Genomic DNA, 22629 nt, shown 5'->3' on the forward strand with positions numbered 1-22629 from the left:
AAAAATTTAAGGACGATTACACTTTTTTGAGTAATCGCCCCTCTTACTATTAATCCAGCGAAACATTTACGGTATTATCCACATATTTTGTTGTATTATAACCTTGAATTTCCAGCGTTTTAGGAATGACTTGTTCACCAGATGCATCATTAAATAATTCAATACTTTGTTTCGTTTGGAAAAAGCGAGGTTGACCTACCTTTTCAATTGAAAAGGGGTATTCATTAACATCATATTGTTTACCATTTTTATCAATTAGCACACCATCTCCACTCATCCCCATAGAAGTTTTTTTCCGAGCATTATCGCTAGTAATTTGAAACTCTAATGATTCATATACTCTATCTTCTGTTACCTCGCTTTTTATGACTACTTCTGTTGGGTTTCCAACCTTTACCTTGTCAATAGATAAGTTGTTCCCTAGATATTCAAAGGTTTGTGGAAAACCCTTCGAAACATCAATATCAATCTTTTTAAGTTTTTCTATAGATAAATGAATGGAAGCAAACTGAATGGCTACCTCTTTTGGTTTTTCGAAATAAAGAGTTTCGAAGCTTGTTTGTAGGGAAGTCCACTCACTGTTTTGGTTTGTGTCGATAAACGAATTCCCTGTATATAGGTCGGCTTGTACTTTCTTTCCCTTCGTCTCAAGGCTAGCAAAGTTGATCATCTCAATACGCTTATCCTCCTGATTATTCTGGTAACTATATTGCAGTAGTGTCGCTGTTGGAGCAATGATTAATTTGTCCAATCGTATTGGAATCCCATCAACTTTAGTTTCCTTATCCAATTCATGGACGATTGATGGTTGTTTTGTTACAGGAATATCGAAACTCCAATCCCCTTCAATATACTCCATTTCCTCATAAGGTACCGCCTTAAAACCTGTCGGGCTTTCAGGATCTTGAACCAACTTTTGAAGATGTGTGAGCTTTAGTTCAATTGTCCCGCTGTCTGGTAAGATTGGTGGAAGACTGATTTTTCCTCTATACACGTTTTTTTCTTCATTTTTTAACTCTAACTGCTCCATGGGAGGAGAGTATACTGAGTGAGCCGCAAGATTCATAATTTCATAATCATTCTCAACCTTTACCCCGTCATAAAAATTCATCATATATCGATTTTCTTCATTTGTATCTTCTATTTCATAGTAAATAAGCGTCTGCACCTCATCGGCTATGGCACTTTTAATCTTTACCTTCACACCACTACTTACCTCTTCCATATTCAGCCGTTCTCCCAGTTCACTTTTAAAAAAGGCACGCAGTTGCTCATCCTCTTGATTTCGCCAATCTACCCATGAATAATAGATGTTTGTAAAGCCATTAGTAATAAAACCTGTAAAAATAATCAATGCTAAGGTACTGGCAAAAGTGATTCCCATTAATTTACGCTTCTTTTTTCTATCCTGCCTACGCTTTTCAGTTTCAATCACTTTACCTTTGACCCTCTCCATGAAACTAGAAGGTACGCTAAACGCGTCTGTCACTTCTGTTAGGGTTAGCATGATATCCTGAAAAAAGGACAGTTCCTCATGGCACCCTCGACAATGATAGATATGTATCTCAAACTCTACTTTTTTTGGTCTATTGAGTGTTCTTCCTAGGTAATCAATGTAATGCTTATGATATTCTTTGCAACTCTCCAAATATGTATGGTATCCCATTTCTTCTTTAAGTGACTGAATTCCAGAAAATAAACGAAATTTAACGGTATCAACAGGAATTTGAAGTATATCGGCTACTTCATCTAGCGGACATTCTTTTAAATACGTTAGGACAATCACTTCTTTGTCGCGTTCTTCTAATTGATCTAAAGCATGGAATATTTTCTGTTGCGTTTCCTCTGAAGCTTGTAAACTCCTTTTCTGATTGTTCTCGGAAAGACTCCGACATATATTTATAAAAATGGAAGTAGCCCAAGTTTCAAAGGATGTATCCTTTTTAAAATGATGCAGTTCATCATACACTTTTACAATCGTACGATGAAAAATCTCTTCCATATCCTGCTGACTCCTCCTATAGGACCAACCGAGTGTATAGAACGATTTTTGATTTTGATCAAACCAATCGATGATTGATTCCATGTCCTTTTCTCTTACCTTACTGATCAAAAAGGGATCTGTTTCCGCGGGAATCATATTTGTCCTCCTTCCTTTAAAACATCTGTTACCATGAACTTAAAACGGAATATTCCAAAAACTTATTGCGCACAAATAGTAGAAACAATGGATATATCTCTCAAGGTGAACCGTTTATTTTCTATAAAACGACGTCTTCCTTCTAATTAATTATCCATCTTTAAATAGAGATGGTCCTACCTTCCCTATGAGTCGATATCTATGACTTCCACTTTGCCAAATGATTGATTAGCTGGTTTAATAGAATAACCAACTATCAATTATTTGGTAAATCAAGGTAATATAACCTTATCATAGGTCGCTTCCATTGAGAATAGACAGCTAGCAACAATGATTTTGCTGGCTGCTCTAGCACCTTTCAATATTTAGTTTGGTCATATAATCAGTTGTGTATATTTGAATTTTGTTCCCATTCTTGTTTTATACCTTTTCTACAAGGGTTTATCTGAAGTAAAATAAACTCTTCCTTCTCTCTTTTTAAAAATTAGCAATGTTAGGAGTTACAAGCAATGGCAACCGTCAAAAAAAATAACCTAAAATCATTTATTTCTCTTATTTTATCAACTAAAATTCCTAAATTAGCCCTTACTATCGGTTTAATTGGAAGTATTATTACAACGCTTGTCGGACTTACGATACCATTACTAACAAGAGAATTAGTTGATGGTTTCTCTGTTGAATCATTGAGCATGACGCTCATCATTACTATTGGAGTCGTATTTATCGTCCAAGCAATTGTTGATGGAGTATCCACTTACCTACTGGCAGCAGTAGGCCAAAAAATTGTTGCCAGGTTGCGTGAACGTATGTGGTTAAAGCTCATTCGATTGCCGGTAAGCTATTTTGACAGAAAAGCAAGTGGTGAATCCGTAAGCCGTATTGTAAACGATACAGGAATTGTAAAAGATTTAATTTCACAACACTTCCCGCAATTCATTACAGGAGTTATTTCTATTATCGGTGCAGTTATAATCCTACTCATTATGGACTGGAAGATGACACTCTTGATGTTAATTTCTGTTCCGTTAACAGTACTTATTATGATGCCCCTTGGTAGTAAAATGTCAAAAATATCACGTGGTTTACAGGATGAGACAGCTAGCTTTACAGGCGATATTCAACAAACTTTAAGTGAAATACGGTTAATGAAAGCCTCTACTGCAGAACAGATGGAGCAAACAAAAGGAATAGCCGGAATTGAAAAATTACTAGGTTTTGGTTTAAAGGAATCCCGTATTTTTGCCCTAATTGGTCCACTCATCTACCTTATCATCATGGTTGTAATCGTGGTTATTATTGGCTATGGCGGGATCCGCGTAGCAGAAGGATCTATGTCAACAGGTTCACTTGTTGCCTTTTTACTTTATCTATTTCAAATCATTTACCCAATAACATCATTTGCAATGTTTTTTACCCAATTACAAAAAGCAAAAGGTGCAACGGAACGAATTATTGAAATTTTAGATGTGCCATTAGAAGAAGGTCAAAGTGGAATCGAAAAGAATATTACAAATGAACCTATTTTTGTCCATGACGTATCATTTTCCTATAGCGAAGATGAACCTGTACTCAAAAATATATCACTTGACGCACAGCCAGGTGAAATGGTTGCTTTAGCAGGTCCGAGCGGTGGCGGGAAAACAACAATGTTTGGATTACTCGAACGATTTTATGAACCCACAACAGGTGAAATACGAATCGGACAGACTCCTATAAACGAATTATCTCTTGCATCATGGCGCAGTCAAATTGGTTACGTTTCTCAAGAAAGCGCCATGATGGCTGGTACGATTCGTGAAAACTTATGTTACGGTTTACCTCATCAAGAAAATATATCAGACGAGCGCCTATGGGAAGTTGCCAAGATGGCGTATGCAGACCAATTTATTGAAACCTTCCCAAAAGGATTAGATACGGAAGTCGGTGAACGTGGTGTGAAGTTGTCTGGTGGGCAAAGACAGCGTATCGCTATCGCACGTGCATTTTTACGGGATCCTAAAATACTTATGATGGATGAAGCAACGGCAAGCTTAGATAGCCAATCAGAAAGTGTTGTCCAACAAGCATTAACACGACTAATGGAAGGACGCACAACATTCGTCATTGCCCATCGATTATCAACAATCGTCGATGCGGATAAAATTATTTTTATTGAAAATGGGCAAGTAACTGGTATTGGAACACATCAAGAACTAACGCAATCCCATGCATTATATCGTGAGTTTGCTGAACAGCAATTGACATAAGTTTAGGCTAGGAGTTATCAAAGCAATTCCTTTATTGCCTAATGGTGCTCTCCTATAGATAAAACATAGACTACATCTCAATGGAAGAATGGTTTTATTTTTTCAACACTATATTGATTTCTACAGGATAAAACAACATGTATCGTAATGCCAGAACTCTTTTATCATTCTGTAGCTCTAGCTCTATCGTCTAAAAGTAACTGGTAAAGCAAAAAAAAAGATTTATATAACAACCAAAAGCGACCTTGTTATTCTAGTCGAACTAACAAGGTCGCTTTTGGTTCTGCTATTACTTTTTAAATCCTTCCGTTTACCGTACTCGCTTTATCCGTTGTTTTACCATTTTATCTTTAGATTGGCTTCGCACATTGGGATGAAATAGACAGAATAAATAATGTAGGTAAGCGTTTAATTCGAATCGACCTTCTAGAACAAAATCATCTAGTTCTTTCTCCCTCAACATTTTTCCTCTCCTTTATTTCGGATTCTTTCTTCCAAAAGGATGCAGATCTTTTTCCCGATTTCTTATGCTCTATGAATACCCTTCAATTCTTCTGTTAATCGCAAGAATTCTTCCTTGTCTTTGCACTGTAACGACCGATCAATTTCCTTATAAATTTGTTCAATTCGGAAATCACAAAGAGCTTTGTCTACCATTAATTCAGCGCATAAAGAATCCAAAGTATTGGTTTTCTGCTGTTGCGATGTATCAGGTGAAAAATTCTCCACAGGAATCCACTCCTTGAAATTTTTTCCTTACACATTCTTATCTTCATACCAATCTAAAAAGGATTTCTTGTCACATCTTTTCCTTTGTCTACCTGTTACTTTCCCTTACATAATCTGTACCCATCTTTAATATTATTAAACCTTCGAGGATATTTATAGGATTTTGTCAGAAACTGTTACATCTTAAATTTTTTAATAAAAAATCTTAATTGGAAAGTTGATTTTTAATTGAAAGCTCTTTTCTCATGGATTGTTGTTTTTACTTATAAATTCAGCCCGTTGGTTAAACTTAGTTTTTCGTTAAAAAGCAACAAAGTTTACGAAAAGAGCCTAATTGAATAACATAATCCCCCGTTTTTAAACACCTTTATTTGGTTTTCATAACTTACAAAAAAGTTAAAAAGAGAAATTGAACCGGAAGTAGGTCCATTTTGTAGAGAAAATTTTAAATAACGATAAAAAACGTTACAACCCGTAGCAGAAATCACAAAATAATTAGCACAAGAAGACTAATTAAATGACCCTAATATAAAAAGACGCATTTCTTATTAAAGAAACACGCCTAATTACGGAAGACCAGTCCGTTCAGTTATGAAAATCTTATTACGTTTCAATAATGATAGGAAGAATCATCGGCTTTCTCTTGGTATGTGTATACAAATATTGTCCTACCGATTTTTTTATGCTGTGCTTTATAACATTCCATTCGTTTTTCGTTCCTCCTCGTAAGTCGTTAACGGTATTAGTAACAAGACGGTTAACGTTCTTTAGGAGTTCCTCGGAATCCCTAGCATACACGAACCCACGAGTAATTGTGTCAGGTCTAGAAACAAGTTTTCCTTCCGTTTTACTTAGAGTTAAAATAATCACGAGCATTCCATCCTCAGATAATTGCTTACGATCTCGTAATACAATATCCCCAACATCACCGACACCCACTCCATCTACATAGGTATTTCCTGTAGGTATTTTCTGAGTTTGACGGGCAATCGCGTTTTCAATATCGACGACATCCCCATTATTCATGATAAACGTATTTTCTCTCTCTACACCAACGGTTTCAGCTAACAGGCGATGGTGGTGGAGCATCCTAAATTCACCGTGAATAGGAATAAAATATTTTGGCTTCATTAATGTAAGCATTAGTTTTAGATCTTCTTGATATCCATGACCGGAAACATGCATTCCTGTTGAACTTCCCGTTCCATAAATAACTTTAGCTCCAAGAGAAAATAAATTATCTATAATACGGGAGACATTCCGTTCATTCCCTGGTATTGGTCCTGCTGCTAAGATAACGGTATCTTCTGGTAAAATATCCACCCCTCTATAGTTTGCGGTGGAAAGACGGGAAAGAGCAGCCAATGGCTCTCCTTGACTTCCTGTACACAGAATGGTCACCTTCTCAGGGGGCATTTCGTTGATTTCATGTGGCTCAATTAGCATCCCATCAGGAACTTCTAAATACCCTCGCTCCATCGCAACCTTTACAACATTCACCATACTTCTTCCAAGCAACGCAAGCTTACGATTCGTTTTTCGTGCAGCATCAACTACCTGTTGAACGCGATTAATATTTGAAGCGAAGGTGGAAATAATAATTTTCCGTTCAGCCTTCTTAAAAGCCTCCTCAACATGCTCACCAACAATTCGCTCCGATGGGGTAAATCCTGGACGTTCTGCATTGGTACTTTCAGACAGTAGAAGCAAGACGCCTTGTCTACCGATTTCAGCCATTTTATGAATATCTGCATACTGATTATTCACAGGAGTTAAATCAAACTTAAAGTCCCCAGTATGTACAATCGTACCCTCTGGTGTGTGAAAGACAATTCCTAGACAATCCGGGATACTGTGGTTCACCTTGAAGAAGTTTACACTTATTTCTTCAAAATTTAAGCTTGAATTTGAATCAATTTCAATCAGTTCGGTTTCTCGTAGTAGTTTATGTTCTTGCAGTTTTAATTCAATTAATCCTAGTGTAAAACGTGTTGCATAGACGGGGACATTTAATTTTTTTAAGAAGTATGGAATCCCGCCTATATGATCTTCATGTCCATGTGTAACAATTAAAGCTCTGACTTTATCTTTGTTTTCTAATAAGTAAGTAATATCGGGAATAATCAAATCAATCCCTAATAAACTTTCATCTGGAAACTTATTACCACAATCGATAATCACAATATCGTCCGAATATTGGATTGCATACATGTTTTTACCAATTTCATTCAAGCCACCTAATGCGAAAATGGATAAGGCATTGTCCTTTGTACTCAAAATGATACTCCTCTCAGCTTTAAATAATAACCTTATTATGCCCTTTTCATTTTCCATTATTAGAGATTAAGTCTGTAAGTTCCATGATAATAACATGTTAGCTGTTGACCTAGTCTTTTTCTAAGGCTATTTTTATGAACATTATTGCTATTATTTGAGTATAAGAGGCGCTGTTTAACTTAGTGTTAATGCATGAGTGCAAAAAATCCTTTTTTTTACTGACAAGTAAATCTTCAACTGTGATTATAATACTCTTGAATGTCATCTATAATAGAGTATAAAAAAATGCAGTAAAATCTAAATAGTAGATTTTACTGCATTTTGAATCCCCTTAACCTAGAGACATTATTTAATAATTATTACACAGCTACTGCTGATAAACTTTTTGCTGCAGCTGCAACTTTCTCTAAACCTTCAGCAATAATAGTTTCAGCTTGATCTGGTGCTGCATTATGACCTTCAATAATAACTTCTTGTGCGATTTCTAAACCAAATACGCCACCAACAACATTTTTAATATAATTAGCAGCCATTTCCATTGGTGCTGCTTCTGGTGTTGAGTAAATGCCGCCACGTGCACTTAAAATAACGGCTTTTTTATCATTCATTAATGATACAAGTTGGCCATTTTCGTCATATTTGAATGTGAAACCAGCTTGGTATACATAATCGATGAATGTTTGTAATTTAGCTGGGATTGTTAAGTTCCATAATGGGAACGCGAATACAACTACGTCTGCTGCTGACAATGCATCCATTGCTTTTTGCTTTGCAGCTAAAATACGACTCTCTACATCTGTCATTTCTTCGCCTGATTCTACTTTACCAAATGCGTTGAACAAGTCTTGACCAAAATAAGGCATATCCTCTGCAAACACATCGTAAGTTGTTACGTTTACACCTTCAAGATTCTCCATGAAAGTTTCATACATTTTACTTGAAACAGCTTCTGAAGCTGGACGGTTATTTGCTTTTACTACTAATACGTTCATTATATTGTAAAACCCCTTTAATTATTATTAATGTTATTATCTCGAATTCATAATATATTAAAATAACACATTTGTCAACGAAACACATTTCAAACTCTTAACAAAAATGCAACAATCCGATGCTCGATATCTCCTCAGTATTTTTTAATTCCTTTTGGCCGTTAACAATTTGGTACAATTTTATATTGATCATGTTTTAGTCAGTTCTTCCGTTTCTATAAATTGATGATTCCCTCTTTCACCGACCTTGCACAATATGAATCCACACAAAGAGACGCCTTCGTATTAAAGAATGGCGTCCATTTGTGGAATATTTTTAAAAGAGGCCATCCATTTTTGGATAGCCCCTTTCCGCTAATTATAAAACTTCTAGTAAAACTCTTTATCATTACATTGGTCATTTTAGAATGTTACCATTTTTACTTCAGAGATGGTATCTCCAAAATAAATCAGCTTTCACTCTTTGAAAACTATGAGAATACTGCAATTTTACGTGCGATAGATTCTGTTAAACGAGATGCTACTTTTGGAACAGCCCATTTAATAATTGGTGTTAACACCGCACCCGATAATCCACCTGCATGGACGTTCACCGTACAAGTCATTGTTGTTTTATTATTAACACCTTCTGCAGTAAAGTGACCACTTCCTGTAAAATTATCCGATAAACCTTTTAGTTCAAACTTAATATTTGAAGGTTCATTCCATTCGGTGATATCTACCTGCGCTTGTATTGTTTTTTTAATACCTTTCACACTACCTTCAAATGTCCAAATAGATTGCTTGTCATTTATGATTTCATGTTCTTTATAGGCGGGTACTGACGTTGCCCATTTTTCAAGATCACTGACATAATCCCAAACTGCTTGTACATCTACTGGAATTTCTACTGTATGTATTCCCGTTGCCATTATGATTCCCACTTTCACTACGTATAAATTGTAAATTTATATTTCTACAAAATAATTATTACATAAAAAGCATAAATTTACATCACTAATGATACATTGATTTCCTTTTCCAATCCTCTACAATCTGGCCCAACAGCAAAAAGACACGCCGTTTTAAATGCGCGCCCAAGTTTTGATTAAGTTTAATTTGTATAGCTTTTAAAAATATTTACTATAAAAATCGTGTCTCAATTTGCCTCTTAGCTGAGCATATATTTTTGTGGCCTCACTCTTCTCATGACCAAGTAAGCTTTGAATCACTTCAAGTGGCGCACCGTTATTGATCATATGTGTAGCATAGCTGTGTCGTAGTTGGTGGGGATGAATACGCTTTTTTTATCCCCGCTCGATTTGATATTCGTTTGATTATATATCTCAGATTATCAATGCTCATACGCCTTTTTGGCCAACACCCATAATAAATAAACAAGCCTCTACATCATCTCATTCATCTAAATACCTTTTTAACCAAATAGAACAACGGGTATTAAAGTGTACCTCCCTTTCTTTATCATCTTTACCATGTACAATGACTGAATTCGTCCGAGAATTAATATCGGCTCGATTTAACTTTACAACTTCTCCTATACGGAAGCCTGTCGAATACATAAACTCAAATAGCGCATTCTCCATCGTTGTATGACAAGCTTCTCTAAGATGTTCAATCTCTAGTTCACATAGGAATTTTGGGATTCTTTTACCTAATTTCGGCTCTTTTAATTTCGCAGCCGGATTTTTCGGAATATAGCCTTCTTCATGTGTCCATTTGAATAGTGATTTAACACAGCGAACCCTGTGTCCTAAACTAGATGGCTTTAAATGCCCCCCTGCCTGTACTAGGTATTCTTTTAGTTTCTCAGTAGTAAACTTACTCATGTCAATATCGCTGAAAAATCGTAATAAGAGGTTATATTGAAAACAATATGTTTTTAATGTGAGTGGCGAATATCCCTCAATTTTTTTATCTTGTTGGTACTTTTCCCACGCTTCTGATAATAACATTATTCTTTCACTCTCCTACTATTTAAATCAATTAATCTGGATTCTATTATGTTCAAGGAGAGCCTTATTCATACGTAAGTTATTCCGCAATCGCAGACAATAACAAATTCACCGAACCATGAGAACACTTGCAATACAAGAAAAAGGACACTTTCTATACTCAAGGAAAGTTCCCCTTTTGTTGAACAGGATTTCTAAGGAAAACATGAGTACTTTAGACAAATCTAATCAACATAATCGGATGTTATCGGAAGGAGACTCTTGGACCCTTATCAAATAAGGGTTTTTATTATGCTCGGATTGGGTGTTTGTTAAATTTATATACGAATGCTGATCTATCAAGGTTCTCAGCGCTTTAAAGCAGCCCGTTTTGGCCTCTTATTTGCATAAAAGGTGATATTTTTGAGGGGATTTCTTGTAGTACGTCAGTTAATTTTGTTGAACCTGAATTTTGTTCTTTTTCTTGATCAATAGTCCTCTTTACCCTCCCTTTTTCCAAGTTTTTAACAATTCAACAATACAATATATATAGTTATATAGTAAAAACGTTGTGAGTTCCTTATAAATACAAAAAACACAATAAAAAGTTAAAATACTACCGTATTCGACTTTATATACATTTCTATATTCTTTTAAGCATAAAAAAACACTTGAAACTAAGTGTTTTTTAAAATGATATTGTTTTTCTTGTAATATTTCCCTCTAAATCAACACTATAGTGAGCAACTGAACTCCCTACTTCCTCATTGGTTAAGTCTTTGTAATTAAAATAAACTTCCCAGGCCTTAGAATTACTACTAAATATAGTTTCATTCTGTAATAATTCAATGTCATCCATCTTTATATTTTGATCTTTCTCTTCATTATACGTTTGAAGATCTTGTTCCAATTGCTCTGTAGCGATTTCTTCAGCCTCTTTACTGCTAATTCCTTCTTCACCGTTGTTGCATCCTATTAAGGAAGTCAGTAGCAACAGCATTAACAAGTTTAACAATATTTTTTTCATTATCCGGGCTCCTCTCTCGATGTGTTAAGATACTTGCTGGTATCTTAACACAAAACCTTAAATAGATGTTCTTTATTTTAAAAGTTGATTATTAGACGTTTGTTATTTACAAAAGCCCCCGAAAAATAATATGAATACTCCATACAAATCTAGTTAACATAAAGTCAATATCAGGAAGTACGCCAAAGAGCCAAACCCATGTCTACCAATGGTTTGGCTCTTGTTCGTTTTTTATCGTTTATACATGTTTTTATACAAGGTTGATAAATCAACGTTTTTGGCTTCTGAAGAAGCCTGGTGGCTGTATAAAAAAGGGTTATTTTATGCAATCTCTTCTTTTACAAACGCGCCCGTTAACTTAATAAGATTTAACCAAACTATTTAATATTCTCTGGGTCAATTTGTGTAATTACTAGTTGATACCCTTTCCTCTTTCTTGCGAACAATATCCCAGCTGCGATAATGCCAACTCCTAATATCTTTATAACTATGTTACCTACAAAGCTGATATTATCAATCTTTTATATGTAGCTGGTCATTGACTTGGGATACTTTTGGCTCCATATCTATGTAAATATACGTATACTCTGAATAATAAGTTTAAACCTTTGTTCTAATATTTAATTAATGCTGCTCGTTTATGGACATTGGAACTTTTAATTTAGAGGGGGTAGTCTATATGATTTTATTTCCTTTATCTTTCCAGACCTTGTTGTATTACTAAACATATATACATCGCAGAAATCAATTTTTGTACCATTTGCTAATGAAATCACACCATTTATTGAAGCGAATTTCCCATGAGTTATCACCTGGTAAATTTCAAGGTAATCAATGATGTTTTTATTTTCATCCTGCAATGTAGTAATTAATGAACATTGCCCCTCTATTTTTTTATTATCTTTTAATTGATACCATATAATAGATTTATCTGCATATTCCTTAATGATTTCATTTTGCTGCTTTAATATAGCTATTGTAAAATCAATAACTATTTGTTTCCTTGGAGCATTGTCGCATCCTTTTGGAATGATCAGCTTCATTTCGTTTTGGGGACTGTTCACTTAATTCAACCTCCTAAAAAACTAAATATATTGGGGATACTTTACTTGAAAGAAAGAAGTAAGACAAAATTATAAAAGGCTCCTTCCTTCACAATCTGGCCCTTTATATAAAGAAAGAGCGCAAGTTTTATTCTGGAATTGCACCTATTAGTTGAACAAACTACTTTAACATGGATACTATTTTTTCTTTCAGACCCTCATTGCTTGTAAAAATAATATAAGTTTCAACTTTTGTTCTAATATTTAATTAACCCTTTAGCTGAAAAAGAAAATTACTGTTGGTTACGTAACAGTAATTTAGCAATCCCCCCTAAAAGGTTTTGCCTAAATTAGTTGTTTAAAAGAAAAAAGAGTTGATAATTTAACCTTACTCATCAACTCGTATATAACTACTTCTCTTTCCACTTTACAGATTACTGCTCAGTTAATTGCCTCAAACTCTTGGGGAGCCATAAGGAATTCCGCTATAACATATTGGCTGGTATCGTCAATCTTATTTACAAATCCCAACTTCCTCAATCCAGAATAATTTTCACCATCTTGATGATATTGAAATACACTATTCTTATTTTTTCTATTCATTAAGTTCTCACCTCTATCTCCCAGCATATTTTTAACATTTTGATTTTGAATATGTGAGTAAACCGTTACATCAATTACATATTCCTTATTTTTTTCTAGTCGATCAGTCGTAAATTGGAACGAGCCATCTGAGTCAGTCGCTACTTTACCTTGAAATAAGAGAGTTTCTCCACTTTTTTCTAAGTGCTCAATATTGATAATAGTTCCCTCTGGTAAATTACTCTCACCTTTTATTACTATTTGATTAGGGAAGTTATACACTTTTCCAGAGATACTGTAATCGCTTTGAGAAGAATGATCAGACATATATTGAGCAGAATTAGATATTGGATTTTGATTAATTACGTAATGCCCTACAATAGGTGTGAGAATTAAGATTGTAATTAAAATTGCTAAATTATGACCAGCTGATTGAAAAAGTCTTTTTTTCCAATTTTTCCGATGAGCTTTTCTCCAAACAGTCTGAAATTCAACTGACGCTTTTTCGTTTTCATCAACATAATCAAATAGCTTTTTTAAATCATCTTTCTTCATATAACCCCGCCTTGGTAAAATCAAATTTCCCCTTTAATTCTAAACGCCTCAATTGTTTAAGCGCAGTATTTAACCTAGATTTTACAGTACCCAAAGGTATCCCCAGAACATGGGAACATTCTTTTAATGTAAGTTCTGAGTAAAAATGCAGGACAATAATTTCCTTACTTTTCCAAGAGAGAGAGTTGACTATCTTCCATAGCTCTTGAATTTCGTCTGCCTTTAAAAAATTTCCTTCAACTGAATTGATTTGATCCTGAGCTAAATCATTAGAAAAGAAAGAAAAGCATTTTAGAATCTTTTGTTTCTTCATAACTGTCTTAGCTACATTCATTGTTATGGTATAAATCCATGGTTTAAATGGCCTTGCCGGATCGTAAGTATCATATTTACTCAAGAGTATAATAAAGGTCTCTTGAGTTATGTCATCTGCCAAACTGCGTGATTTTGTCAATAGTAAGGCAGTTCTAAAAACATAATCTCGGTATTCCTTGAAAATTAATTCTGCTTTTGCCTCATCAATAAACAATGAACTATTTTCACTCCTCTAAAAGGGTTACACCTACATTACTAGACTTAAGAATGGTTTGGTCTTTTCCCCCCAAAATATAATGAAAATTAGAAATATATTATTATGTATGAAGGTGACTGCTTTTTTTGGTTACCAGTGTAAAAGGGCTGCCTGAATCTTCCGCCGTTAATGTTTCTTTTTCTATAAGAATATGGTTTTGCTCGGGACCTTCAAGGGTTTCCTTTAATCCTTTTTCAATTAATCTAAAAGAATAGATTGTCAAAACAAAAGCTACAGAAGGACCTACTACAATCCATTGATTAAGCATCAACTCACGATAAGAGAGACCAATTAACCCAGACCACTCATTTGACAATGACAATGTTACACTGTCAGCAGAACTTATTCCATTCATAAATTTTAATGTCTTTACCTTTCCTATAATCATTTGAAACACTCCTAGATGAACTAGAATCAATAGAGATTGAACCACTTGCTGAGCGAAGAGAATTAACAGCCTTGGTCTAAGGTAATTCATAATGTGTTTTCTTATCAGCCAACTTTTAGTTGCCCCTAAAGACTGCGAGCACTTTATAAAGTCATTTTTTAGAAATCCCCTTAATTCGGTTGCCAAATATCCTGTTAGAGGTATTCCCCCGATAAACCCTAAAACCAATACTTGTTGAGTTATTAGAGTCAGATTGGAAATACCAGTATCGGATTTAATAGTCATAAAAAAGATATAAGCCAGTATAACACCAGGAATAAATCTGAAAGCTCTAATGAAAGATTCTATGATAAACGTTAACCGATGTAGAAACATAACGAATAGTATACTTCCGAAAAGGCTTATAGTAATTCGAATCACACTAACAATAAAAGCCACCATAATTGTGTATTTTGCTCCATCTATCACCTTCCATAATATATCTTCGCCATAGCGGTCAACCCCCAAAGGATGTTCTTTACTTGGCGGATATGGGGGAACATCCACTAAACGGTGATCTTCCCCATAAATTGCATCTGGTGGTTGCGATATGATGTTATGTAAAAATAAGGAGTACACAAAACTGAATAGTAAAAGAAGGAGTATAAAGGAACACCCTATGAACAGTTTTTTATTCTTAACTAGTTTTTTCAAGCTCTATCTCCTCCTTGACCTGACATTCTGACAGATATAGCGCCTCCCAAGTAATCTATGAAATAAAAAGGAATAAATATAAGGAGCAAACAGGCAGCTAGTACATCAGCTGAATTTAGGTGCCTGAACATGAAACTAAATATGCCTTTCGTGTTGAAGATGTATTCAGTAATTAAAAGGTTAGAAATTATTAGCCAAAGTATTAATTGGATATTGGAAAATACGACTAAACAAACGTTTTGAAATATATGAGATGTTAATACTCTAAGCCGAGTTATTCCTTTGGCTTTAGCAAATTCCACATAGGGCTTATTCTGTTCTTCACCTATACCAAATAAAGTCATTTGAAACAGCATAATCGTCGGAATAATCGATGTTACTACAATGGGAAGTATATAAATGTTCTCCAAATACCCTATAGGATTTACAATAAGAATCGCAGACTTTTTAAATATCCATATAATTATTAATTGTATTGAAAATATCAATATCACATCTGGAATGGACTCGAAGAAAAACACGATTTCTTTAATAATCTTTTGCATTTTTCTTGGTAATAAGGAAACGATTATAGAAAAGTTAATACCCATGAGGATCGAAAGTAAAAATACGCAAATAAGAATTTTTACGGAGTAAAAATAAGGTTCTGCCAAAGCCTCCATTAAACTCTGATTCTTAAAGTCTGAAACTCGCACCCTTATATTAGGGAAGTTCATTACACTAATCAGTAATTCCTTAAGCCTCAGAAGAAACATTTGAAACCAATGAGGCTGCAAAAATAGAAGGAATGTTTTTGAGAAAGCAAGTAATGAAAGAATCATCAGGCAAGTGACTATTATTTCCGTAATTATTTTCACAGGTATTGTTAACCATTTATATATTTTCATAAGTAATTGAATAGAAAAATAGCTATTCGTTATTCCTCCCCATTAATAGTCTCATTGGGATTATCGAAGTATTCATTCAGAAAAGTTCTCTGCCCAGTCTCCCCCTTAACAACCCTAAAAATAAAATCAAACATTTGGACACCCGTGTATTCATCGCCATCTATACTGTATTGAAATAAACCTGGTGAGTTCTCACTTATATTTTCACCGTTAGCACCGTATATCTTTTGTATCTCTTCCGGTTGTTCTTCCGGATGAAATGAGACGACTAATTTTTGATCCTCTTCCCTGTTTTCTCTGGAAAAATTTAAGCTATAATTTCCATCCTCATCAACTTTTACAGCATTTTCATTCAGTATCGTATTAGTACCTAATTTTTCTAATTCAACCTTAATCTCTGATCCACCTTCTAATGTACTAGTGCCGTTGACTGAGATATTATTGCCGACAGTCTTAACGTTACCTAGGATTTCAATTTCCTGTTTTGGTGCCGCACAACCACTTACTACTAACAACAAAAGTATAACTATAGTAAATACAAACGAATTTTTCATATTTCCCCCTCATAAAATTTAGCTATTTTTTATAATTCACATGTATTACTTTTAAACTTCAAAAAGGGTTCGGTATTAATGACATTTTTTCATAAAAATAATTTTAATTAGACAAAAATTTAGGAGAAATCTACTTTGTTGCCCCCATCGAAAAACTACGTTCCAGAGTAGACGGATTCCGAATTTACTTTCCTCATGAAGAACTAATGAGAAACCAGTTGAAACGCCTAAAATCGTTTAACTCTATTATGTATGGAAACTAACTGAGAAGGAATTGAAGATGGACTGAACCCTTACTGGACAAGGGTTGGAGAGTTGCAGAATAGAGGAAAACGAATGGATTAGGAATGATTGAAATGGAGATGGGACTTTTTCCAATTTTGGCATAAAAAAACCAAAGGTCTGCTGGAAAAAGTACCGGAAAATCTTCGGATTGGGAATGTAATTTTTATTTAAGAACCCTTAATTTTTTCTAAAGAATAGAACTTTTATTTGAAGACATTTGTGTATTCCTTTTTTCATTAAATGGCCTAAAATGGAAAATGAGCGTTTTTCCTTATTCAAGAATCCGCCCCTTTACTTTAAGTTCTTTTATTCACAATATCTAAAGACTAATCCGTTTTCTAACACCCTTTATTTATTTCTTAACTCGTTTAAATCTGGAATACGTTTATAAATATCTGATACCTTTTCTATAACCTCTAATTTCACTTTATCTCCGCCATTTCCCGTCATAGCAGTATCGACAAATCCATAGATGATTCTTAACAATGATTTAGCATCATCTTCTGTAAGATGATTAATAGTATCTATCGTATTCTCAAAGTCATTAGTATCAGTAGTTTCTTTCAACATAATCCCTCCTTAAAAACAATAAAAATCCAATATCCTTGTTAAGCAATCCTGCCCTTTAACTTAATACCAATTATTTCAAAAAAAGGCAAATAACTCAATCCTTAGTTTCATTGATAAAGACGCTTTCCTTATACGGAAAAGCGCCCTTTTCTAGAATAAGGAGATTATAATCCTCCGTTCATCATAAAACCTATAATAATTATTATGAATCCACCTACAAGTACTCCTAATATTGAAATTGAAGTTGTCCTGGTTTTTCCCCTTTCACTCAATAAAACAGTCACCAAAGTTAAAGCGGCACCAATAATTAAGACGTTGGTTCCTATATACCCACTAACCTTACCCCTGATAAATAAAAATAATATAAAAGTAACTCCTATAATTCCGATTGATACCCACCCTAGATACTTTCTCATTTTAATCCCCTCCGATAGAGATTATATTCCATAAACCCGCTCCGTTCGTAAAAAAATTGACTACACTTATTGAATAATCACACCCATTACTTTAAGTGTACTCATTTACAAACTTTACAATTTTCATTCTAAATCTAATAAAAGCTGAATTACTTGAAATACCATTTAAAAGCATTCGTGTACAAGATTTTATCGGCAGATTTTTCATCAAATAGACGCTGAATCAATTCAATGTCTGCATACTCAAATGGTCTTTTCGCCCTTGTAGATGGCAAATCTGTTCCGAACATAAGAGAGTCTGGGTTAATATCATAAATTGATTTTAAGGTATTCTCTATGTTCAATTCTACACGACCAAAACCAGTGGCTTTAACTCGAACGCCTTTATCAACTAGCTTTAATAAATATGGTAATCCTTCTTCAGATAACCCTAAATGGTCAACTGATATTGCGGGTAATTTTTCAATAGTAGATGCAATTTCAGGTAACTCTTTTGCATCAATATAAAGTTCACTATGCCACCCTACTAAGTCATAAACTCTTCTAGCGAAGTAATCCAGCTTTGACAAATCTTCTGAACCACCTCTTTTAATATTAAAGCGTAATGCTTTTACCCCGTTTTCATTTAAATTTAGTATTTCTTCGTTCGTCACTGTAAAAGGTAATTGTGTTACGCCACAAAATCTTGAACCCATTTGTTTAAGTGCCTTTAATAAATATTCTTGGTCAAATCCTTGGAATGACCCAGATACAATAGCTCCACCTAATACATTTAAATCAGCAGTTTCATTTTGATAATCTTCTACAATATAACTAGGAGGCAAATATCCTTGGTTTTCAATAATTGGAAAGTCAAAATCAATAATATGAAAATGCGCATCAAAAATTCTCATTATAATTCCCCTTTCTTTTCTTTAACATATCAAATACGATACATAAGGAAAATTATGGGTTATTAATGTAAAGGCATAACTATATCTTATTAAATTAAACTCCCTCTATAAAGAAAGAGATAACTCTTGTTTTCTCGCTTATCTTCAATATTCCTAAGAGATTTATATAGCTAAGACATTTGAATTATGGATAGATGTTGAAAGTAAGTCCTTATAAGAGATGATCTCTTTAAATTGAGAAGCTGTTAGATCATATCGTTCCTTATTAATGAAGTTATAAAAATGCCATCCATCTGACAGTTTAGTTTTCCTTATCTCCCCACCCAAGATATCATGTACTACTAATGGCATTGTCCTTTGGTAGGGTTGTCCTTACTCCATTTTGAACTTGACTCTAAAGACCAGGATTCAAACAAAACCTTCTTTACTTCCCCTACTTGTATCATTTTTTTCTCCATATATAGTCTGATTCAAACTAAGTTAATTAGTTCCCTGTTGAAGAACAAAATTCTTGCTATTAAATTCTTCTTGTAGAATTCCATAAATCGCACAATCCTTATACTGATTTTTTGAATTGCGAATCATATCTCTAATAATTCCTTCTTGTACCATCCCAGCCTTACTCATTATTCTTCCGGATGCTGGATTATCTGTATTGTGTGCGGCTGAGATTTTATGAATGTTCATTTGTCTAAAGCCGAATTCTACAATTGCTCTCAATGCTTCAGTACCATAGCCCCTGTTCCACCACTCATAGCCTAGTGAATAACTCACTTCACAATTTTCGGTCACTTTATCAAAATCATACAAGTCTATTTCGCCAATTAGTTCTCCACTATCTTTTAGTTTTATAGCCCAGTAACAAAACTCTTCACTTTCATATCCCGTCACAATCTTGTTCACTCTCTCTATAGTTTCTGAGATTGTTTTATGGGCTGCATTTATGCGGTTGTCTGCTACTCTTTCATCGGATAGCCAGTGATCAAAAACTTTTTGGGCATCATTGAGCTGAAACTTCTCTAGTATTAATCTATCAGTTTCTATATGTGGGGTTCCTAAATACTTAATCACTTTACACCTCATTAATATTTTTTTGTACAGAATGTCTTTTTTATGTAACGCTATATATGTAATCTGCATTTTCTATTGGTTTTTCTTCATTAAGGTAATAATTTTCATCTAACCAATATCTTCTTTTATATTTTTCAAGCCTTGCTTGATAGTCACCAAGATACACATCTCGTCCTAAAACTCTCTTAAATCTTAATTCTTGAGTACAATCAAGAAAAATTTTAAAATCAAAGTAATTCCGCCATCCTTTTCTTTGTAAAAATACCCCTTCGACAATAATAATTGCACTAGACGGCATCTTCACTTTTCTATCGAGTATATTGTTACTTGAATTATCATAAAAAGGTAAAGTTAAAAGACTAATGTTACTATGCAACTTCTTGAACAATTCTGCTTGAATCAAAGCAATATCCCATTGTAGATAGTAATATTCGTACCATTCTTCATAACCTGTTTGGTAACGGTTCTCTCTCAACAATATAATCATCGATATGCAAAATTACTGTTTCGCAATTAGCTGCCTTCAATTCGTTTTTGAGCTGTAAGGCTAGTGTGGTCTTACCTGATCCACCTAGTCCATCAATACCAAGAATAAATGGCCGGTATGGCGAATTTCGATTTTTATACTGAGATAACAGAGTTCCGGTCAACTTAACTATTTTCATATTAATTCCACACTCTCTAGCTATTTTCTTCAAAATCTATTTAAGAAAATACATCCTTACTTCTTCCCAGTTATTCACACGAACATAATCGGTCCTATATTTATTATGAGGGGCAGAAAATAGAATCCCTTGTCCCTTAAAGTCTTTAAAATGCCTTGGGCTGTCGTCAATTAAATAATCAGCGTTAATGATACTTTTGTTACCACAGAAGACAAAATTCAAGTCGGATAGGAAAGCAAAATGCTCTTTGAGCCATTCATACTTCGCTGTAAAAGAATTCGGATGTTCCATTGCGGCGGTGGTAATGAAGATTTCAAATGTTTTACTGAGCTCTTTTATTACTTCCTGGCTCCCTTCCATTACTTCTAAATCACGAAAGAAGGTTGGTTCATCTACATAAGCGAGTATCTCTTCAGCAACTTGAGGACGAATTTTCCATAATCTTGTTCCATCTAAATCAGAATTAATCAGCTCTTCATTGAAGTTTTGATTATACATATTCAAGTGTTTCTTATGAAAGTCAGCTATCACTTCATCCATATCTATAGCAATTCGTTTCAAAAAATCAGCCCTTTCTTTTAAAACTCCTATTTAATGGCCTTATTGATTTGTTTTCAAAACATTATCCTCTTTTACACTTCCAATTATTTCAAATTATAAAATTTTAATCAATCCTAATATTCAATTAAATGGCTCTTTACATAAAGAAAGAGCGCAAATTTCATTCTGAAATTGCGCCCTATTATGGAATAACAAATGATTATTTTCCTTACTCTTATAATCAATGGTTGGAATGCATAGCTCGATATTAATTACTCAGGTTAAATGTTGCATTCATTGTAAATATCCCTAACACTAATAAGAAAATTAGGACTAGAGAAAACCCTATTACAATTTTGAAGCGCCTTTTCATCTAAACTCAATCCTCTACAATTTGTTTTTTATATTTTCATAAGTATAAAGAGTTTCATTTATTAAACAATCGCCCCCGGTTATTGAATAACAATAAACTTTGAACTTCCACACTCATAATCATTTATCTAACGCCAGAATCGACTTCAAGACAAGGTGGGGACGTTGTAAGTCTAGCATTCACTCCTAGCGGCACCCCATAATTAGGCTGACAATGACCGATTTGAAAATTTTCAACAACAGGAAATGATACTTTGGTGAAAAAGTCTTGAAGCACTTTTTTAATATCCTTATGTTCGTCTGGTTCCGCTTGGAAATTACCAATGACCACACCTTTAACATTGTCAAACACGCCAGCTTGTTGAAGGTGAGTAAGCATCAAATTAACCTTAAAAGCAGGTTCTAGAACTTCCTCGATTAGTAATATTGCTCCGTCCGTATTCACTTGATACGGCGTGCCTAGCCCATTGGTGAGCAAAGTTAGATTCCCTCCGACCAAACGTCCTTCTCCTGTTCCAGATGTAAACGTGTTGAGAGACGCGATTTTAGAATCATAGGTTAAGGGTTCTCCCGTAAACAAAGATAAAATTGAGGATACTGTTTCTGTGGTTCGTTCTTCATCATTCAGGTCGGATGCCACCATCGGTCCGTGAAAAGTAACTAAATCACTGAAGTTTTGAATTGCATTAAGCAGATATGTAATATCACTATATCCCCAAAATATCTTAGGATTTCTTTTTATCAATGCATAATCAATCTGAGGGGCAATTCTAGCTGTACCGAATCCTCCATTAGCACAAAAAATCCCGCTAATGTCAGGATTTCTAAAGGCTTCGTGTAAATCAAAGAGCCGCTTTTGGTCCAAAGTGTATATGTCTTCCTCCACATCGAATACGTGTTTTCCGAGAATGACATCAAGCCCCATCTCTTCGAGTACACGTTTTCCTTGCATAAGTTGCTTTTTGTCAGCTGGACCAGCTGGTGCAATAATGGTTACTTTGTCACCCTTTTTCAAAGCACGTGGTTTATTCATAAACTTACCCCTTTTCCTTCATTCTTTTAATATGTCGCATCTTCAATTAACCTGCCCAATAATTGAACAAGGGCAATAGCCGGATCAATTAGCTGATCTTCTGTTTTTGCCCCTAATTGAAGAACCTGTTAGATTAATCTCTAGGCAGTTCTTTCGTATTTATTAAAAA

Annotated in this window: 21 protein-coding genes and 2 pseudogenes; 1 reads left to right on the forward strand and 22 read right to left on the reverse strand. The window is 34.4% G+C overall.

Annotated features, from left to right (window positions below; genetic code table 11):
• Window positions 1-49: 49 nt before the first annotated feature.
• On the reverse strand, window positions 50-2140 hold the full coding sequence (locus ACFSUL_RS08830) for a sigma-70 family RNA polymerase sigma factor (RefSeq protein WP_071413363.1): 2091 nt from the start codon (window positions 2138-2140) through the stop codon (window positions 50-52).
• A 509-nt stretch (window positions 2141-2649) separates the two neighbouring features.
• On the opposite strand from ACFSUL_RS08830, the gene ACFSUL_RS08835 reads away from it, so the two are divergent.
• Window positions 2650-4386 (forward strand): ABC transporter ATP-binding protein, encoded by a 1737-nt coding sequence (locus tag ACFSUL_RS08835; protein ID WP_071413362.1) that lies wholly within the window; start codon window positions 2650-2652, stop codon window positions 4384-4386.
• A gap of 310 nt (window positions 4387-4696) precedes the next feature.
• Here ACFSUL_RS08835 and ACFSUL_RS08840 read toward each other — a convergent pair whose 3' ends face one another.
• The 21 genes and pseudogenes from ACFSUL_RS08840 to ACFSUL_RS08940 form a co-directional block, all read right to left on the reverse strand.
• Window positions 4697-4849, reverse strand: coding sequence for a hypothetical protein (locus tag ACFSUL_RS08840; RefSeq protein WP_377934604.1), 153 nt, complete (start codon window positions 4847-4849; stop codon window positions 4697-4699).
• Between the two features lie 62 nt (window positions 4850-4911).
• Window positions 4912-5115 carry an IDEAL domain-containing protein gene (locus tag ACFSUL_RS08845; RefSeq protein WP_377934606.1) on the reverse strand — a complete coding sequence of 68 codons (204 nt, stop codon included), beginning with the start codon at window positions 5113-5115 and terminating at the stop codon, window positions 4912-4914.
• A gap of 603 nt (window positions 5116-5718) precedes the next feature.
• Window positions 5719-7392 carry a ribonuclease J gene (locus ACFSUL_RS08850; RefSeq protein ID WP_071413360.1) on the reverse strand — a complete coding sequence of 558 codons (1674 nt, stop codon included), beginning with the start codon at window positions 7390-7392 and terminating at the stop codon, window positions 5719-5721.
• A 359-nt stretch (window positions 7393-7751) separates the two neighbouring features.
• Window positions 7752-8384: an FMN-dependent NADH-azoreductase gene (locus ACFSUL_RS08855; RefSeq protein WP_377934609.1), complete on the reverse strand. Its 633-nt coding sequence runs from the start codon at window positions 8382-8384 to the stop codon at window positions 7752-7754.
• Window positions 8385-8854: 470 nt separating this feature from the next.
• Entirely contained in the window at window positions 8855-9295 is a 441-nt protein-coding gene (locus tag ACFSUL_RS08860) for a CoxG family protein (RefSeq protein WP_377934611.1), read from the reverse strand.
• 198 nt (window positions 9296-9493) lie between these two features.
• Window positions 9494-10336 (reverse strand): annotated as a pseudogene (locus tag ACFSUL_RS08865) (tyrosine-type recombinase/integrase).
• A 667-nt stretch (window positions 10337-11003) separates the two neighbouring features.
• Window positions 11004-11342: a hypothetical protein gene (locus ACFSUL_RS08870; RefSeq protein WP_071414050.1), complete on the reverse strand. Its 339-nt coding sequence runs from the start codon at window positions 11340-11342 to the stop codon at window positions 11004-11006.
• A gap of 656 nt (window positions 11343-11998) precedes the next feature.
• Entirely contained in the window at window positions 11999-12406 is a 408-nt protein-coding gene (locus ACFSUL_RS08875) for a hypothetical protein (protein ID WP_377934613.1), read from the reverse strand.
• Window positions 12407-12826: 420 nt separating this feature from the next.
• Window positions 12827-13522: a hypothetical protein gene (locus tag ACFSUL_RS08880; RefSeq protein WP_377934615.1), complete on the reverse strand. Its 696-nt coding sequence runs from the start codon at window positions 13520-13522 to the stop codon at window positions 12827-12829.
• Window positions 13509-14051, reverse strand: a complete 543-nt coding sequence (locus ACFSUL_RS08885; RefSeq protein ID WP_377934617.1) for an RNA polymerase sigma factor — start codon at window positions 14049-14051, stop codon at window positions 13509-13511. The genes ACFSUL_RS08880 and ACFSUL_RS08885 overlap by 14 nt, the downstream gene beginning before the upstream one ends.
• 103 nt (window positions 14052-14154) lie before the next feature.
• On the reverse strand, window positions 14155-15174 hold the full coding sequence (locus tag ACFSUL_RS08890) for a peptide ABC transporter permease (protein WP_377934619.1): 1020 nt from the start codon (window positions 15172-15174) through the stop codon (window positions 14155-14157).
• On the reverse strand, window positions 15171-16061 hold the full coding sequence (locus tag ACFSUL_RS08895) for an ABC transporter permease subunit (RefSeq protein WP_377934621.1): 891 nt from the start codon (window positions 16059-16061) through the stop codon (window positions 15171-15173). Before ACFSUL_RS08895 ends, ACFSUL_RS08890 begins: the two co-directional genes overlap by 4 nt.
• Window positions 16062-16090: 29 nt before the next feature.
• Complete coding sequence (locus tag ACFSUL_RS08900) at window positions 16091-16615, reverse strand: hypothetical protein (protein ID WP_377934623.1); 525 nt, start codon at window positions 16613-16615, stop codon at window positions 16091-16093.
• A gap of 633 nt (window positions 16616-17248) precedes the next feature.
• On the reverse strand, window positions 17249-17467 hold the full coding sequence (locus ACFSUL_RS08905) for a hypothetical protein (RefSeq protein WP_377934625.1): 219 nt from the start codon (window positions 17465-17467) through the stop codon (window positions 17249-17251).
• Between the two features lie 167 nt (window positions 17468-17634).
• Window positions 17635-17886 carry a hypothetical protein gene (locus ACFSUL_RS08910; protein WP_377934627.1) on the reverse strand — a complete coding sequence of 84 codons (252 nt, stop codon included), beginning with the start codon at window positions 17884-17886 and terminating at the stop codon, window positions 17635-17637.
• Window positions 17887-18035: 149 nt separating this feature from the next.
• Window positions 18036-18779: an amidohydrolase family protein gene (locus ACFSUL_RS08915; RefSeq protein ID WP_377934629.1), complete on the reverse strand. Its 744-nt coding sequence runs from the start codon at window positions 18777-18779 to the stop codon at window positions 18036-18038.
• A gap of 162 nt (window positions 18780-18941) precedes the next feature.
• Window positions 18942-19237: pseudogene (locus ACFSUL_RS08920) on the reverse strand (YunG family protein).
• Window positions 19238-19259: 22 nt separating this feature from the next.
• On the reverse strand, window positions 19260-19850 hold the full coding sequence (locus ACFSUL_RS08925) for a GNAT family N-acetyltransferase (RefSeq protein ID WP_377934631.1): 591 nt from the start codon (window positions 19848-19850) through the stop codon (window positions 19260-19262).
• A gap of 40 nt (window positions 19851-19890) precedes the next feature.
• Complete coding sequence (locus ACFSUL_RS08930; protein ID WP_377934633.1) at window positions 19891-20325, reverse strand: uridine kinase; 435 nt, start codon at window positions 20323-20325, stop codon at window positions 19891-19893.
• Window positions 20326-20551: 226 nt separating this feature from the next.
• Complete coding sequence (locus ACFSUL_RS08935; protein ID WP_377934635.1) at window positions 20552-21076, reverse strand: 5' nucleotidase, NT5C type; 525 nt, start codon at window positions 21074-21076, stop codon at window positions 20552-20554.
• A gap of 475 nt (window positions 21077-21551) precedes the next feature.
• The gene (locus ACFSUL_RS08940) at window positions 21552-22460 is read right to left on the reverse strand and encodes a S66 peptidase family protein (protein WP_377934637.1); all 909 of its coding nucleotides are present in this window, start codon (window positions 22458-22460) and stop codon (window positions 21552-21554) included.
• Between the last annotated feature and the right edge of the window lie 169 nt (window positions 22461-22629).

This window comes from Bacillus seohaeanensis (genome assembly GCF_042684945.1).
GTDB lineage: Bacteria > Bacillota > Bacilli > Bacillales > Bacillaceae_B > Rossellomorea > Rossellomorea seohaeanensis.

Excerpts from the sequence above, each read along its gene's own strand:
- ACFSUL_RS08830 (WP_071413363.1), bottom strand. The coding sequence starts at position 2,140 with ATGATTCCCGCGGAAACAGATCCCTTTTTGATCAGTAAGGTAAGAGAA.
- ACFSUL_RS08860 (WP_377934611.1), bottom strand. The coding sequence starts at position 9,295 with ATGGCAACGGGAATACATACAGTAGAAATTCCAGTAGATGTACAAGCA.
- ACFSUL_RS08870 (WP_071414050.1), bottom strand. The coding sequence starts at position 11,342 with ATGAAAAAAATATTGTTAAACTTGTTAATGCTGTTGCTACTGACTTCC.
- ACFSUL_RS08900 (WP_377934623.1), bottom strand. The coding sequence starts at position 16,615 with ATGAAAAATTCGTTTGTATTTACTATAGTTATACTTTTGTTGTTAGTA.
- ACFSUL_RS08940 (WP_377934637.1), bottom strand. The coding sequence starts at position 22,460 with ATGAATAAACCACGTGCTTTGAAAAAGGGTGACAAAGTAACCATTATT.
- ACFSUL_RS08895 (WP_377934621.1), bottom strand. The coding sequence starts at position 16,061 with ATGAAAATATATAAATGGTTAACAATACCTGTGAAAATAATTACGGAA.
- ACFSUL_RS08880 (WP_377934615.1), bottom strand. The coding sequence starts at position 13,522 with ATGAAGAAAGATGATTTAAAAAAGCTATTTGATTATGTTGATGAAAAC.
- ACFSUL_RS08835 (WP_071413362.1), top strand. The coding sequence starts at position 2,650 with ATGGCAACCGTCAAAAAAAATAACCTAAAATCATTTATTTCTCTTATT.
- ACFSUL_RS08910 (WP_377934627.1), bottom strand. The coding sequence starts at position 17,886 with ATGAGAAAGTATCTAGGGTGGGTATCAATCGGAATTATAGGAGTTACT.
- ACFSUL_RS08855 (WP_377934609.1), bottom strand. The coding sequence starts at position 8,384 with ATGAACGTATTAGTAGTAAAAGCAAATAACCGTCCAGCTTCAGAAGCT.
- ACFSUL_RS08915 (WP_377934629.1), bottom strand. The coding sequence starts at position 18,779 with ATGAGAATTTTTGATGCGCATTTTCATATTATTGATTTTGACTTTCCA.
- ACFSUL_RS08840 (WP_377934604.1), bottom strand. The coding sequence starts at position 4,849 with ATGTTGAGGGAGAAAGAACTAGATGATTTTGTTCTAGAAGGTCGATTC.